Origin of the sequence: Clostridium sp. 19966, from assembly GCF_032335695.1 — a bacterium.
In the GTDB taxonomy this organism is placed as follows: domain Bacteria; phylum Bacillota; class Clostridia; order Clostridiales; family Clostridiaceae; genus JACTOJ01.
Genome location: NZ_JACTOJ010000007.1, coordinates 20,023 through 36,928, shown reverse-complemented (window position 1 = coordinate 36,928; position 16,906 = coordinate 20,023). Strand labels below are relative to the sequence as shown.

Sequence of the window (16,906 nt, the reverse complement as noted above, 5' to 3'; positions counted from 1 at the left end):
ATTTAATTTGATATAATCTTAAATATACTAATTTTAGGCAGGGAGGATATAAAATGGATTATTCATGGAGTTTGAAGGAACTTTACTCATCTTTTGAAGGTGAAGATTTTAAAAGTGATATGAAAGCCTGCGATGCTTTTATAGAAGAATATAAAAACTGGGTAGACGATATTACTTCGGATTATTCTAACGTTAAAGAAAAATTAGAAAAGTACATAGAGATTAACAGCAGAGGAAATGCTCTATTGTTTAAATTATATGCATTCTCAGAGCTTACCCTGAGTGTGGATACAAAAAATGAAGCTGCATTAAAAAGCTCAGAGGTTTTGCAAAGCAAATCTGCTTCTATGGCAGAGTGGGAAGCAAAACTCAATAAATGGATAGGAAAGATGCCTAATATAGCAGAAGTTATAAGTTCTTCTGATAAGTTGAAGAAATTCAGTTTTCACTTTGAAGAGATTGTAGAAAACAGTAAGCATATCCTTAGTGATAAAGAAGAATCTGTAATAGCTCAAATGAGAAATACAGGCTCAAACTCCTGGAGTAAGTTGAAGGATCTTTTAACTTCTAACTTAAGAGTAGATATTGAGCTAAAGGGTAAAAAGGAAGAATTGCCGCTTACAGTTGTAAGAAATTTGGCCTATGACGCAGATGTAAAGGTAAGAAAAACTGCTTATGAGGCAGAGTTAAAATCATATTCTAAGATTGAAGATTCTGTGGCAGCTTGCTTAAATGGCATAAAAGGTGAAGTTATAACAGTAGCTAAGCTTAGAGGTTATGAGTCGCCACTTCACGAGACTTTGGCAAAGTCTAGAATGGATAAGGAAACCTTGGATGCTATGCTGGAGGCAATGAAAGAAAGCCTTCCCGCTTTCAGAAAATATTATAAGAGAAAAGGTGAACTTTTAGGACATAAAAATGGGCTTCCTTTCTACGAACTATTCGCTCCAGTAGTTAAATCTGATAAGAAGATACCTTATGAGGAAGGTCAAAAATTTGTTATAGATAACTTCAGAACTTTTAGCGATAAGCTTGCAGATTTTGCTAAGAAGGCTATAGATAAGAGATGGATAGATGTAAAGCCAAGAGAAGGAAAAGTAGGCGGTGCCTTCTGTGAAAACATAATACCTATAGGTGAAAGCAGAATAATGCTTAACTACGGAGATAATTTTACAGATGTAGTTACTATGTCCCATGAGCTTGGACATGGATACCACGGTGATTGCTTAAAGGAAGAAAATATACTAAATACCAACTATCCAATGCCTTTGGCTGAAACAGCATCAACCTTTTGTGAAACTATAGTTAAAAAAGCAGCTATAAAAAGTTCAGGTAAAGAAGAAGCTTTTTCAATACTGGAAACAGAAATAAGTGACTGCGGACAGGTAATAGTGGATATCTACAGCAGATTTTTATTTGAAAGCAAGGTATTTGAATTAAGAAAAGAAAGTTCAATGAATGCAAAGAAGCTTAAGGAAATAATGATAGAAGCTCAGAAGGAATCCTATGGAGATGGATTAGACGAGAATTATCTTCATCCATATATGTGGGCGTGTAAGCCTCATTACTACTATGCATCTACTAATTTCTACAACTTCCCGTATGCTTTTGGCCAGCTTTTTGCTAAAGGTTTATATGCAGAATACCTAAAAAGAGGAGAAGATTTTGTTAAACAATATGATGAACTTCTTAAGGTAACTGGAAAAGCCAAAATAGCAGATGTAACAAAGCTTATGGGGATAGACGTTCATAGTGTTGACTTCTGGAGAAGCTCTTTAAAGATAATAGAGGAAGATATAAATGAATTCTTAGAATTAAGCAAAGAATTTTAGAGTATAATATTAAACAAAAGCTATCAATATCCAAGTTATCTTCAACTAACGAAGAAACTTGGATATTTTATCTAAGAGAAATTGTATATTTTCTGCTATAAGCTTATGTCCTAAGGCGTTTGGATGTATACCATCAGTATATAAATCTTCAGCCAAGGAATCCCTTTTTATAAAAACTTTATATAAATCAATGAATAATATATTTTTTGAAACAGATAAATCCTTCAGCATAGAATTTAGTTTATTTAATTTATTATTTACTAATTCATAGTCTATACTGTCATCCCAATATTTCTTAGCGAGAATGGGAATCGTAGGTATAGGGGACCCTATAATGGGTATATATTTATTTTTAATACAATCTGTTGCAAGCAGAGATATATTTTCAAAAACATACTTTGTAGATCTGCCCATAAGAAAATCGTTAGTACCAGCTAGTATTATGCAGTACTCTGCGTTTAAAGTTAAAACATCTCGCCATAATCTTTCCAGCATAGAGGCTGTAGTATCTCCATTTATACCTTTATTTATTAAAGCATATCTATCAAGAGAATTTAAAATACTCACCCAGCACTCATAATTCTTAACTCCAAAACCTCTAGTTATGCTGTCTCCTAAACAAATTACTGACATAGTATCATCTCCATAAGATATTAATATGTAAATTATAATAGCATATTCTTAGGGAGCTTTAAATATATATAGTGTGAGAGTTAAAGAAATATTGACATGGGAACATTTGTTCGTTATAATTGATTTATGCAGAAACGATAAGATATAAATCATAATTTGCCATTAATAAAAAGGGGTGTTTTAAATGACAAAAAAAGATGGATTATTTGTAAAGATCAATTACGGAAATCTTAAAGGTATAAATGATAAGCAAAAGCAGGAAAATATAAATAAAAATAGAGAGCTGAAAAAGTTTTTATATTGTGCTGGAGTGCTTAATAAAAATGGAGGAACTATGATATTTAGGGCTGACAATATAGATGAGGCAAATTACATAGTAAGCAATAATCCTTTTGTGCATTGTGAAGCATATAAATATGAAATATTAAATAATAACGTAATAAAACTAACCATGTAAGATGCATCACTTTTCATATTATATACATTATTTACGTCAATTGTTTTGTGTTAAATATATTTATTTGATTATATGTTAATATGTTACAATGTGATATAATTAAAATAATTATGGTTATTCTGGAGAAGTGATGTAAATGGAGCTTATAAATAACAGATATAGAGTTATAAAAATCCTATCTGATGATTATTATATCACTAGGTATCTTGTGTGCGACGTATTAAATAAAGCTGAAAAACTTTGCATAAATATTATAAATAAGGATTATGTTTCTGAAAAATTTATAAAATTTTTAAAAGAAGATTTTATTCGACTAAAAGCTGCAAATGGAAGAGGAATAGTAAGCATATATGATTTTGGCATAATAACTAACATAGATAACTCTAAAACTGACGAGCTAATATACTACTACTCTTCTGAGTATTTCGAAGGAAATAGGGAATTAAATGACTATTATAATATAATTTCTAATGATGATAAGCTGGATATGTTCAGTCAAATATGCAGTACCATAAATACTTTGTATTTAAAGGGATATTTTTACGATGATATAAGAATAGAGGATATATATATTAATAATAAAGATGGTAATTATATATATAAAATAAAGGATATAGTATCTTTTTCCCTTTATAAATACAAAAGCGGTAAGATGTATGAGCGGTTAAAATATACTAAATTAGAATATACAACGAATTATTTAAAGGAAGAAATACAGGCTTTAAGTAATTTGTTTTTTAAAATATTCGATAAGGATATAAAGTTAAATAATGATGATAGAATAAACTCTATACATAATTATATTGAAAAAGCTCACAAATATGGTGAGAATATAGATATTTTTAGTTTAATACATAATATAGAAAATGCTTCGAATAAAAAAATCCCTGCATTTTATATTGATGAAATAAATAAATTAAATATAAAGCACGAGATTATAGGAAGAGAGAATATAAAAAAATATGTATTTGAAAAATATAAGAATATCATAGCTAGAAAAAATAGAGGCAGTGTAATAGGAATACATGGGGAAACCGGTATCGGAAAAACTAGGGTTTTACAAGAAATAATTCATTTATTTAAGCTAGAAGGCTGTAATGTATTCCAGGATGGATTTCAGAAAAATATTGGTGTTAATAGTAACCTTTTAAATATAATAAAGAGAATGATCGGCGAACTTGAAGAAGAGAAGGTTAATAAGTATAAAAAGCAATGGGAACATATAATTTCTAAGGACGCGCAAGATGACAAGGAATATTTTGATTTAATAATGCATGAAAAAATGGAGAAATATAAAATAATAAATAGATTTTCCAGTATGGCAGCAGAACTTTCTAGGATTAAGCCTATAGTATTTGTTATAGATGATATTAATTCTTTCAATGAAATTTATATGGACATAATAGAGTATCTTTTTTCAGAGGATGGTATAGATATACTTATCCTGTTTTCTTATGATGACAAATGTTTATTATATGATAATAAATTTATTAAATTTCATAATAGTATGATGAAAAATGAAAATTATACTGAAATAAAGCTTTGCGAATTAAATTTGGAAGATTCTATTGAGATGCTAACAAGCATATTAAATGCTCCATATGACCTTAATAATCTTGGAAGCAGGATACATTCTGTAACCTATGGCAATCCTCTTTTTATAGAAGAAGTAGTAAAAAATTTATTTTTAACAAAAGAGATATACATAAATAAACATAATGGCATATGGTCAACTGATCATGATAAAGTTATGGAAATTCACATACCTACGGATATGGAACAAGCTACCTGGAATCAAATAAAAGAAATAGATTCTAAGGACTACGAAATATTAAAAAATATATCTCTATTTAAAGCAGATGTGAACATAGATATAATAGAAAAAATAAAAGGAATAGATAAAGCTTATGTAAAGAGTATGCTAGAGAATTATGTGAGTAAAGGGATTATAGTTAAAAGAACAGATGAGGAAATTTATTACGATTTTCACAACAAAATTTTAAAAAAGTTGATATATAGAAAACTAGAAAAAGAAGAGAAAAAGAACAAGCATCTATTCGTAGCTGATGCGCTTAAGGATTATACGAGTAATTCTTCTAATGAATATTTAGATGAGCTTATTTTTCATATGGAGATGAGTGAGCAATATGGAAATGTAGTAGATTTTTGCTTGCGGTATGCTGCTCAATTTGAAGCGGAGAATATGGTGGATGCTGCAATTAAATATTTAAAAAAAGCGGTAGAGGCAGTAGAGAGGGAAAACAAGGATTCAAGGCTGGGGGATATACTAATAAGGCTGGGTAAGTTATATAAAATTCAGGGAGATGTTGAAAAGTCTATTTCCTGCTATGAGAAAAGCTATGAAATTGCTCAGAATTTTAATATGGAAGAATTAAAAATAAAGGCTTTGATTAAAATTGGAAATTTTGCTTTTAATAAAAAAGAAATGGGTAAATGCGAAAAATGCATAAAGAATATAGATGAGTTGAATAAAAAGGTTAGCTCCGAAAAATTTACATTAGATTCTAATTTATTGAAGCTTAGATTATATGACTTGAGACAGGAATATGATGCGTTATTTAAGTTATGCATGGAAAGTATAGAGCTATGTGGGGAAAAACATTTTAAATATAAAGGGAAATTATATTCATTTTTAGGAAACTTAAACTTTGATAAAGATAATGTAGAAGAGGCAATGAAAAACTATGAGGAAAGCATTAAGTATTTTGAAAAAGCTAAAGATTTTAAGGGTACGATAGGGCCTCTAAATAGCATAGGAATAATATGGATAGAATCTTATCAGGACGAGGCTAAATCCATGGAATGCTTTCTTAAAGTAAAAGAAATCACAGAAAAAAATAATTATTATGAATCTAATGTAGTTGCTTTGGCCAATATAGGTGAAAATTATTTATGTATGCTTAAGTATGAAGATGCTCTGAAGCATTTTAAGGATGGGTTAGAAAAATCAAAAAAAATATATATGGAAGGCGCAGTATTTTATAATTATATTTATATGACTGTAACCCTTTCTAGATTGCAAGACTATAAAAATGCATTAAAGCTTTTAAAAATAACTAATGAAGAGCTTATACAGCACCCTGAGCAGGGAAGTACATTGATGGATTATTATGCTGGTATGGCAGAAATTATGCTCACTATGGGTAAAATTGATAAGGCAAGAGAGCTGATTAAAAAGGCCATAGAAAGATCAGTTGTAGATAACTCCATAAGCAAGTGGAATATGAAATTTATTAGAGAAAAGATCAATTTAATGAGCCTTGATAACGGAGATATTATTCCATTGGTGCTTAGTATAAAAGAAATTATAAACGGAGTATCTATGAAAGATAATAGAACTAACATGATATTAGAGTTTTCAGAGATACTTTTAAAAAAGGGGTACTATAACGAAGCAGCAGAGATAATGGCATTTCAAACTGAAGAAATACAACTGGATAGATTAAAGATTAGAAAGCTTTATGTGGAAGCGCTTATAGGAGAATGGGGAGAAAGATATGATAGATTAATTAATGCATTAGCCTTGACTAAAAGCTGCGATGACAAAGAGATGAAATGGAAAATTTGCTTTGAAATCGGAAATTACTATTATTCTATAGGTGAGCACTTTTATGCAGTAAATTATTATTTTCAATCTGCTGAGACTATAAAAATCTTAACTGAAAGTGTAGAAGGTCAATATAAAATAGATTATTTTAATTTTAATCATATGTATGAGCCTTTTTCTAAGCTAATAGAAATTAGTAATATATATAATGAAAAAGAATATAATGAGGATTGTAACAAAATAGCATTGGACGAGGCAGCATTAAAAAATCTTTTTATGTATGAAAATTTAAAAACCATATTTAGCAATCCTAAGTTTATAAAATCTGCACAGGACATTTTTGATTATACTCACAGTATAAAAGCTAAGGATAAAAAATATATATTGAGAAATTTATGCAATGATATGATATATAATTTAGCAATGATAGTTGAATACGTGGCTAGGGAAATACTTGCTAAGAATGCCTACATTATCCTTGAAGAATATAAAAAAGAAGTAAAGGTGCTAGCCGGAAATGAAATAAGTTTTGATAAATTTGTAAATAAGCCGGCTATAGATAATGTTAGAAGCAGTAAGAAAACATTTTTTACAATGGATTTAAATTATAGTGAAAATAGTGAGGATACCAATGCAAAGGATGTAGTAATGTGTATACCTGTAACTCAAAAATTAAAGATAGATCATATAGCTGTAAGTGAAGAGAAGAGAGAACATTTAAGAGATAGAAAACAAATATTAGGATACCTATATATAGAAGCAGATAGAGTTTTAAATAACTTAAATCAGCATACTATTAATAAGGTTTATGATGTATTACCTCTGGCTGCTTTATTAATTGAAAAATATCAATTGCAAATAAGCTCCTCCATTGACAGACTTACAGGTGCATTGACAAGGAAAAGCTTAGAAGATGTACTTGAAGAACAATATTACGACTGTAAAAACAATGGAAATATATTTTCTATAATAATGTTTGATATGGATCATTTCAAAAGCATAAATGATAAATATGGGCATCAAAATGGTGATGATGTACTTCAAAAAGTAGGAGCAATAATTAGTGATAATATAAGAAAAATAGATTATTTTGGTAGATACGGCGGAGAAGAATTTATAATAGTGCTTCCAGATACTAATTTGCAGGGTGCTGAGGCAGCTGCTGAAAAATTGAGACTTAAAATCGAAGGAGCTAGACTTCTTGGAGAAAAAATGAATGTTACTGTAAGTATGGGAGTGAGCAGCTGTTTTCAAGCTTCTTCTATAAAAGAATTAGTAGAGAGGGCGGATAAATCTTTATATCTTGCTAAGAAGCTTGGAAGAAACAGAGTGCAGGTGTGGCAGGAAGAATTTAATGAAAAAATTGATACCTCAAATAAACTTACAGGTATAATTACAGGGAATGATGTTCAAGATTATAGAAATGTATCTGTAATCGTGGAACTGATTGAATTATTAAAAAATAAGGGTATGAAAGAAGACAAGATATATAGTTTTCTTGGACGAATAATTGAAATAACGGAGGCTCAGCAAGGAAGTTTTATTGTTATAAAAGATGGAAGAATAAAAGAGACTTTTGGGAGAAAGATATTTACTGAGGGATGGCAAAGATGTATCTATAATGAAGAAATTATAGATGAAATATTAAAAACGGGAAAAGGAAGATGTCTAATAGACTGGGATGGTATATATGATTATGATAGCATGAAAGGAATTCCGGATTGGAAATCCATACTTATAAGTCCCATAATAAATAATGGGGAAGTAAGAGGGATCATATATCTTAGTGTATCTTCAAAAACTAAAGAATTTGAAGCAGAAGATCTAAACTATGTAGGAATGCTGGCACAAATAATGATCTCTATAATTTAATATTAGACTATGTTTTAAAAGAATGTTGATAAATAATATGAGTCCTAGGTATGGTTTTTTCAAAATCCACGCCTGGGACTCAAAATATATTATTCGCATTTTAAAACATAGCCTTTCGCATTATATGAAGTTTTAAATGGTGCCATTTTTACACTTAAATAAAACCAACATTAATTTAAAAGTGATGCCATGGTATCTTCGTCAGTAAAAGCTGTACCTAAAAGCACTCTTGTAAAGTCATTTATATTTTCAAGATTTTTGATTTTTATATGTGAAGCAATGAAATCTCTACCTTTAGAATTTATTAAGTTGGTAAATAAGCAATATAAGAATGATGTTGGAACTGTATTTATATCAGCAAAGTCTAAAACAACATTTTTATCGATAGAATTCTCAATATAATTTCTTAGTAATATAGCATCCTCACACTCAAAGTTCGTTCCAATAATTTCCTTAACTTTAATTGCCTCCATGTAACTTCACTCCTTAAAATAATATTTTAATATTTATTATGGCAATGAAAGATTGTTTACTTTCTATATATAATATAACAAAACCATAAAAGATTGTCAAGTATTTAACAAAGTAATTTGCAAAATAAATGCTGTTTTAATACAGAGCTATACTTATATTAAAACAGCATTTCCAACTTGGCTTAAATGTAGATATATCATTGCTTAAACGAGATTGTTATAATTATCACAGACTAATAAATTTGATAAAACTAGCAATGTAAACGGTATAAAAACAGGGAAGATAAGAAAAAAATAAATTAAAAAATGTTATAAATTTAACAAATGCATACTTAAATCCATAATTTCTTTTGTATTTAATGAATTAAAAATTGATATTTTACCTTCTGTATTTTTAGAGCTTAATAGTGCACGCTTTGAAAGCAATCTTTTTAATTGATAGGATGTACCATAGCTTCCATCTATTATAGCTACTTCCTCTCCAACTAATTTGAGCAATTCTTTTTTTATAAAAGGATAATGCGTGCATCCAAGTACTATTGAAGCTATAGGAGTACTAAGATGATCATTAAGAATATTACATAAGTAGGTATTTATTTTTTTACCAGAGGTTTCACCCTCTTCTACTAGTTCAGCTAGTCCAGCACAAGGTACAGGGATTATATCAGAATGCTTTCCGTATCTTATCATAAGGCTATTAAATTTCTTTTCCGCTAATGTAACAGGGGTAGCCATCACTAAAATTTTACCATCCTTGTTTAATTCCACAGCTGGCTTTAATGCTGGTTCTATTCCTATAATGGGAATTTCACTATAGAAATCTCTAAGATCGTCTATGGCTGCACTGGTGGCAGTGTTGCAAGCTACGACTATAGCTTTAACCTGCTTCTTTAACAAAAATTCTGCAGCTGCAAAAGAAAGATCTCTAATTTCATCTATTGATTTTACTCCATAAGGAGCGTTTAATGAATCTCCAAAATAAATGAAATCTTCTGCGGGCATAAGTTCTTTAGCCGCCTTTAAAACACTCAAGCCGCCTACACCAGAGTCAAAAAAGCCTATAGCGGCCTCTGGGTTTAGATATGTCATATACATCACTCCAAATTATAAAATGTTTTACATAAGAAAATTAGCAATTACATTTTAACATATTATTAAGTCATATACATGATATTAAATCAAAAATATATTAACTAAATAAGCATAAAACTAAATTAAATGTCAAAAAGTAAACGTTTATAGCTGATAAAATAATAATAATAGTAAAAAGTATTGAATTATAAAAAAATATATAATATAGAATGTATAATGATTGAGAAAGATCATATATGGATGTATTTACTGTGAGAGCTTATTTTTATTGATTTTATTTAGTTTATATCCATAGTTCTCACTTATATATAATTATGTGAAAGGGGTACAAAGATGAGTAACTTGACTGAGATTTTTGGTTCGTATGTTTTTAATGATGCTGAAATGAAGGAACGCCTTCCAAAAGCAACCTACAAAGCTTTAAAGAAAACAATAGAAAAGGGAGCACCACTTACATTAGAGGTAGCAGATGTAGTAGCTGCTGCTATGCGAGATTGGGCAGTGGAGAAAGGGGTTACACACTTCACTCATTGGTTCCAACCATTAACTGGAATAACTGCTGAAAAACATGATTCTTTTATAGCACCAACTGGGGATGGAAAAGTTATACTTGAATTTTCAGGAAAAGAATTAATAAAAGGAGAGCCAGATGCATCTTCATTTCCATCAGGCGGAATAAGAGCTACTTGTGCTGCTAGAGGATATACTGCATGGGATTGCACTTCACCAGCTTTTATTAAAGATGGTACATTATGCATACCAACAGCTTTCTGTTCATATACAGGAGAGGCTCTTGATACAAAGACTCCTCTATTGCGTTCAATGGAAGCTTTATCCAAGGAAGCTGTAAGAGTTTTGAAGGCACTAGGAAATACTACTGCTAAGAAGGTTATTACAACAGTAGGACCTGAGCAGGAATATTTTATAGTTGATAAAAAGTTATATGAAAAGCGTAAAGATTTAATATATACTGGAAGAACATTATTTGGAGCAAAACCTCCAAAAGGACAGGAGTTAGAAGATCATTATTTTGGTGTAATTAAAGAAAGAGTTTCTGCTTTCATGAAGGAAGCAGATGAAGAGTTATGGAAATTAGGTGTACCGGCAAAAACTAAACATAACGAAGTTGCACCAGCTCAGCATGAGTTAGCTCCTATCTTTGGAACTACTAATGTAGCAACTGACCAGAACCATCTTGCAATGGAAATAATGAAGAAAGTTGCATTAAGACATGGTCTTGTTTGTCTTCTTCATGAAAAGCCATTTGCAGGAATAAATGGATCAGGTAAACACAATAACTGGTCTATGTCAACTGATGATGGTGTTAATCTTCTTGATCCAGGTGCTACACCACATGAAAATACTCAATTCTTAGTATTCTTATGTGCTGTAATTAAAGCTGTTGATGAATATGCAGATTTGCTAAGAGTATCCGCTGCTAATGCTGGTAATGATCATAGACTTGGAGCAAATGAAGCACCTCCAGCTATAATCTCAATATTCCTTGGAGAACAATTAGAGGATATATTTGAACAGTTAGCAGATGGAAAAGCAGTAAGTTCAAAAACTGTGTCTGAATTATTATTAGGAGTATCAACTCTTCCAGCACTTGTAAAAGATGCAACTGATAGAAACAGAACTTCTCCATTTGCATTCACTGGAAATAAGTTTGAATTTAGAATGGCTCCTTCTTCAGCATCCATTGCTGCTCCAAACTACACTTTGAATACAATAGTTGCTGAGGAATTAAGCGAAATAGCTGATAAACTTGAAGCAGCTTCAGACGTAGATGCAGAAGTACAAGCTATATTAACAGATATAGCTAAAAACCATAAAAAGGTTGTATTTAATGGAAATGGATATTCAGATGAATGGGTAGCTGAGGCTGAAAAGAGAGGCCTTCCAAATATAAAAACTACAGTAGAAGCTACAAAAGCATTAATTGCAGAGAAAAATGTAGCTGTTATGGCAAAGCACAATATATTTAGTGAAATAGAAATGCATGCTAGATATGAAGTTTCATTAGAAAACTACAGCAAGGCTATAAATATAGAGGCTTTAACTGCAGCAGAAATGGTAAAGGTTCAAATATTACCAGCTGTTATTAAATTCGCTACAGGCTTAGCAGCATCAATAAATACAATCAAAGCAACAGGAGTTGCAGCAGACTTAACTGTTCAGACTGAACTTTTAACTGAGGTTTCAGCTTTGGCTGCAGAATTAAAAGCTAAAGTATCTGATCTTGAGACAGCAACTGAAAATGCTGCTGGACTTGAAGAGGCTTATGCTCAAGCAGAAGCTTACAGATTTGATGTATTTGAAAAAATGGGAGAAGTTAGAGAAGTGGCAGACAAGTTAGAAACTTTAGTTGATAAAGAATTGTGGCCATTCCCAACTTACGGAGAATTATTATTTAACGTTTAATATACAAAATAAAAGACCTGGCTTTGGCTGGGTCTTTTTTTATAGTCATTAAAAAATATGTTTGTTTTTAACGCTTTATGAAGGAATGAGAATTATAAGTATGTATTACTATATTTACCAAATTTAAAAACTAATATTCCCTAAAGGCTTAAAATAATATATAATGTTTTTATGATATATGTAGGAGTGAAAAGGATGGTAGGGAGTACAAAGGTTAATACTATTAAGCAAAACGCCAGAATGAAGCAATTTATAGGATGGACAACGGCAGTGGTTTTTCCTATTGCTATACTAGGAACAGAAAAATCCTATATTCCGCCAATAGCAGCATTAATAATTTATTGGATATTTGGGGGCATAGTAGTAAGAAATATGCTAAGTAATAAGTTGCCCTACTTGGAGATGAGGATTAAAGGCGCTAAGAGAGAATTGATTATTACGCTTATAATTACGTTGGCAGCAGTGGTAAATTGCTTTATATCTGGAATTAAATTTAATATGAGCATGAATAACTCTTTGTTAGCCATATTTATATTCTGTTTATTAAATAGTATATTAGAACCACTTATACTAGCTAATATATATGATTTAGCCGGCTGCAGAATAAAATTTCTTGGATACGCAGCAGTTGGAATAAACATCATCATGATGTATGCTCTTTTTTGGAGCAAATACACAGTGCTTTTTAATGATGCAGGTATGGTGACTTGGATATTACAAGTTGTAGGCTTAGGTATCCCCATATTAATTTATGAAAAAACCGAGGATATAACTATATGGAATATTCAAAGAATTATATATAATTTAATTGTTTTATATTTTGGTGGATTTGATATAATAAAGCTATTACATATATAAATATTCTTGAGAGGAGAAGGTTTTATGAATCCAATAGTTACAATAAAGATTAAGCAAGGTGGAGTTATCAAAGCAGAATTATATTCCGAGGTGGCTCCTAATACAGTAAAGAATTTTATCAGCCTTATAAATAAAGGATTTTATAACGGACTAACATTTCATAGGGTTATACCTGGCTTTGTTATACAAGGAGGATGTCCTTTAGGAAATGGTACAGGGGATCCAGGGTACAGCATTAAGGGAGAATTTAATGCTAATGGCTTAAAGAATGATTTGAATCATACAAAAGGAGTATTATCCATGGCAAGAGCAGGTCATCCTGATTCTGCTGGAAGCCAATTCTTTATTATGACAGGAGATGCCCCACACTTAGATGGGCAATATGCAGCCTTTGGAAAGGTTATAGAAGGAATAGAAGTAGTTGATGAAATTGCTGCAGTAAAGACAGATTTTAGAGATAAACCTTATGAGGACGTCATAATGGAAGAAGTAACAGTAGACACCTTTGAAACGGAGTATACTGAACCAGAAGTAATTCATTAAGAGAGGAGGGTGTGCTTTGAAAAACAACAAATGCATGCTTATATATGGATTTACTGATGATGAAAAAGAGATCTTAAATGCTATAATAAAGGATGTTAAGGAATCAAAATTAATAGAAATATCCGAAACAATGACACTTATGACTCTAAAAGATATCATTAATGGACTTAAAATAGATGTGGTTTCCGGCAGTGTGCCAGATGAAAAAGTGATTATCTTTAATAATTACAGCGATGAAGAATTAGAAGCTACCATAAAGGCAATAAGAACTAATTTGAAGAGCAGACCTATAATGGCGGTTGTTACAGAAACCTCAATTAACTGGACATTTTCTGACTTGATTAAGCATTTGATAGAGGAAAGAGAATGGTATAAATCAGAACAAAACCGGAGGGAATAACTTGAGCAGAGTAGGAGAAAAAATTAAGGAAATAAGAGAACGGGCTGGGCTCTCTCAAAAAGCTTTTGGAAAGAAGCTAGGAGTAGCAGAATCTTTTATTAATGATGTTGAACTAGGAAGAAAGGTAGTTAATGAATCCTTTATAAATAGAGTATCAAAGCTATTTAAAAGTGATATAAATGATATTTCAATGTCAGAAGCAGCAGATGACAAAGAAGAAAAAACATTTATTCCAAGTACAACTTCTTTTAAAAAGAAAGAAGTATCTCCTAAAGCAGAAATAAATGATGCTTGGAGCGGAGCTTTTGGATCTGTGCTTAAGGGAGTTTCAATTTATTCTTATGATATGAAGAATGTAATTGGAACTAAGCTGATGCCTATACAAAACAATAAAATTGAAGGACATGGTCAGGATAAAGTTTTCTACATAAAAATAGAAGATGAAGATATGAGCGGCTTTAGAATATTAAATGGTGACTTAGCTTTTGCTTATAGCATAAATGAAGTTGAAAATAATGCTATATGTTTAGTTGAATACAAGGGTGAAAGAAAAATCAGACAAATTAAAAAACTAGATAGCAACAAGCTGCTTTTAATAAGCAATCACGGTTCTGTTAGAACTGAGACTATGCCTATTAAGGAAGTTAAGGCTATAGCTAGAATTAAAAGAATAGAATTTGAAATTTAAAAAATCCACATATGTGGATTTTTTAAATTTGTGCAAATTGTATTCCTTTGTAGAAGGTGTTTAAAATATTTGAATAGCTTAAACCGTTTTTTCCCATCTCTATAGCAGCATACTGGCTCATGCCTACTCCATGACCATAGCCGCCTCCGTAAAAAGCATATCCATCATTGTTCTTTTCAAAAGAAAAGAAGGAGGAGGGCAGTGAATCACTATTTATAGCAATTTTATTCTTCACAGAAATGATGGGAATAGTAGTGTCAGAATATTGTTTGCTGGTTTTTATGGAGCCACGTACATACATATCGCTAGATACATCTATTTCTATATCTCCATCAAATAAAAATCCTATTGTTATTATATTTCCAGCTGAACCTCGTTTAAGGACCTTAATATCATTTAATTTTGTTAATGAAGGTAAATTTTTAATAGTTTTGCCTTTTTTCTTTATTACTAAATATTTCCTAACATCGTCGTTATTATAATATTTATTTAAAGTCTTACTAAGTGTTTTTGTAAGAGCCTCTGAAGGGTAGGATACTTTCCATCTAAAGTATTGAGAACTGCTGTCAAGTGCAGCAACTGAAGTATCTTTGTAATATGAAAGCCACTGATCTTCAGAAGTTGGAACATTACCGCTGCTAGTGAGATAGGTGCCAAATTTAAGATATTTATTAGCAATAGTGTTACTGTCTCCAAGCCATATATCACTGAAATTAGCCCCGAAACCATTGGAGGTTGAATAATATTTAGCATCTATAGGAGTGCTATTGTAGGTCATGATAATGCTCTTAGTAGAATTTACAGCCTCAGTGGTGGAAGTTTGGGCATAGACATTATTGTAAACTTGACTTTTGGTACTATCATCTACATAGTACCCTTCATCTGCAAATCTATTTGAAAGCATATCAGAAATAGCATAAGTTCTTGCAGCTATAGCCTGACATTTTAATGCTTCCATTGGACTTTTTGATGGCATCTCTGATGGAACGACTTTTGTAAGGTAGTCCTCCAGAGGAACTTCATTAATTAATTCTAAGCCGCTACTGTTATTAGATATATCTAATGAACCATTATATGTTGGAATCATATTGCCGTCAGCTCTTTTAATCGAGGTAACAGATATTCCATCTCCAGATATGTATAGCCTATTTGAAAAGATTCTAGATAATCCATTGATTGTTAGATTTATTCTGCTGCCATTTTTCTCAAAAGAAATTTTAGTCTTTTCAGGAATATCAGCTGAATAATTTTCGGTTTTACTGTACACTTTTAAAGGAGATTTTGCTTCTATTTCTATAGTCTTATGATAAACACTTTTAAAATCAGTGTCTGATATGGCCACCATCATGGTTGAGTAATCCACGGGAGTCATAATAAAAATATTAAGCAATCCCTTTTGGTTTTTGTAGGATGTAATATTATCCTTACCAATTATGAGCTTAGAAGGATCAGATACAGAAATTTTATTGTTTTTATCAACATAGTAATAGTAAGTTTTTTTGGCTAAATTTTGATTGCCGGACAGTTCCATATCGTAAGAATCAGACTGCTTTTTCATCACTCTTTCTTTTTTACCATCAACAGTTTTAAAGTCATAAGCTTTAAATAGGTTGTATTTAAAATTTACCACAGAAAGCTTATTTAATGATTGAACATCCTTGGTTTTAAATCTTTTTTCCTTATTTCCAATGAAAAATGAGGTGTAGGATGAAGAAGTATCGATTACTACAGCATTTTCAACAGTTCTAGGGTAAAGCAGAACAAGTGCTAAAATCAGTAGCAACAATGAAAAAAAAGCTGAAAGTATGTAATAAAATCTTTTATTTATAATCTTTATTTTCATAGTTATCCACTCCTTTATTATAGTTTTTCGCTATTATTATTTTATGATGAATACACATAATAATGCTCAATACACTATTGTACAATAATATAGTATATAATATAATTATATATTATATTATATAAAGTTCCATCAAAATATTACAAAAAACTAAGGAAAATCTTATATATTAACAATTCTCTTACTCTATTGTATAATATAAAGAAAGTATAAAGGCTCGAAT

At 30.7% G+C, this 16,906-nt stretch carries 12 protein-coding genes; 8 read left to right on the top strand and 4 right to left on the bottom strand.

What is annotated here, in order from left to right; translation table 11 throughout:
• Positions 1–53: 53 nt before the first annotated feature.
• Positions 54–1,832, top strand: coding sequence for a M3 family oligoendopeptidase (locus IAI10_RS08845; protein ID WP_315672945.1), 1,779 nt, complete (start codon positions 54–56; stop codon positions 1,830–1,832).
• Positions 1,833–1,877: 45 nt separating this feature from the next.
• Here IAI10_RS08845 and IAI10_RS08840 read toward each other — a convergent pair whose 3' ends face one another.
• A complete protein-coding gene (locus tag IAI10_RS08840) occupies positions 1,878–2,465 on the bottom strand; it encodes a GDSL-type esterase/lipase family protein (protein ID WP_315672944.1) in 588 nt (195 codons plus the stop codon).
• A 184-nt stretch (positions 2,466–2,649) separates the two neighbouring features.
• On the opposite strand from IAI10_RS08840, the gene IAI10_RS08835 reads away from it, so the two are divergent.
• Positions 2,650–2,922, top strand: coding sequence for a hypothetical protein (locus IAI10_RS08835; protein WP_315672943.1), 273 nt, complete (start codon positions 2,650–2,652; stop codon positions 2,920–2,922).
• A 136-nt stretch (positions 2,923–3,058) separates the two neighbouring features.
• Positions 3,059–8,362: a diguanylate cyclase gene (locus IAI10_RS08830; RefSeq protein ID WP_315672942.1), complete on the top strand. Its 5,304-nt coding sequence runs from the start codon at positions 3,059–3,061 to the stop codon at positions 8,360–8,362.
• Positions 8,363–8,532: 170 nt separating this feature from the next.
• On the opposite strand, the gene IAI10_RS08825 is transcribed toward IAI10_RS08830, so the two are convergent.
• A complete protein-coding gene (locus IAI10_RS08825) occupies positions 8,533–8,835 on the bottom strand; it encodes an STAS-like domain-containing protein (protein ID WP_315672941.1) in 303 nt (100 codons plus the stop codon).
• 309 nt (positions 8,836–9,144) lie between these two features.
• Entirely contained in the window at positions 9,145–9,924 is a 780-nt protein-coding gene (gene murI, locus IAI10_RS08820) for a glutamate racemase (RefSeq protein ID WP_315672940.1), read from the bottom strand.
• 336 nt (positions 9,925–10,260) lie between these two features.
• Between murI and IAI10_RS08815 the strand changes: the two genes are divergently transcribed.
• The 5 genes from IAI10_RS08815 (at position 10,261) to IAI10_RS08795 (ending at position 14,840) form a co-directional block, all read left to right on the top strand.
• Complete coding sequence (locus IAI10_RS08815; RefSeq protein WP_315672939.1) at positions 10,261–12,351, top strand: glutamine synthetase III; 2,091 nt, start codon at positions 10,261–10,263, stop codon at positions 12,349–12,351.
• Between the two features lie 195 nt (positions 12,352–12,546).
• Complete coding sequence (locus IAI10_RS08810) at positions 12,547–13,209, top strand: hypothetical protein (RefSeq protein WP_315672938.1); 663 nt, start codon at positions 12,547–12,549, stop codon at positions 13,207–13,209.
• 24 nt (positions 13,210–13,233) lie between these two features.
• Positions 13,234–13,752 carry a peptidylprolyl isomerase gene (locus IAI10_RS08805; RefSeq protein ID WP_315672937.1) on the top strand — a complete coding sequence of 173 codons (519 nt, stop codon included), beginning with the start codon at positions 13,234–13,236 and terminating at the stop codon, positions 13,750–13,752.
• 16 nt (positions 13,753–13,768) lie between these two features.
• Entirely contained in the window at positions 13,769–14,152 is a 384-nt protein-coding gene (locus tag IAI10_RS08800) for a DUF3783 domain-containing protein (RefSeq protein WP_315672936.1), read from the top strand.
• Between the two features lies 1 nt (position 14,153).
• Complete coding sequence (locus IAI10_RS08795; RefSeq protein ID WP_315672935.1) at positions 14,154–14,840, top strand: helix-turn-helix transcriptional regulator; 687 nt, start codon at positions 14,154–14,156, stop codon at positions 14,838–14,840.
• A 22-nt stretch (positions 14,841–14,862) separates the two neighbouring features.
• Here the strand turns inward: IAI10_RS08795 and IAI10_RS08790 are convergent, their stop codons facing one another.
• Complete coding sequence (locus tag IAI10_RS08790) at positions 14,863–16,683, bottom strand: SpoIID/LytB domain-containing protein (protein ID WP_315672934.1); 1,821 nt, start codon at positions 16,681–16,683, stop codon at positions 14,863–14,865.
• Positions 16,684–16,906: the final 223 nt, after the last annotated feature.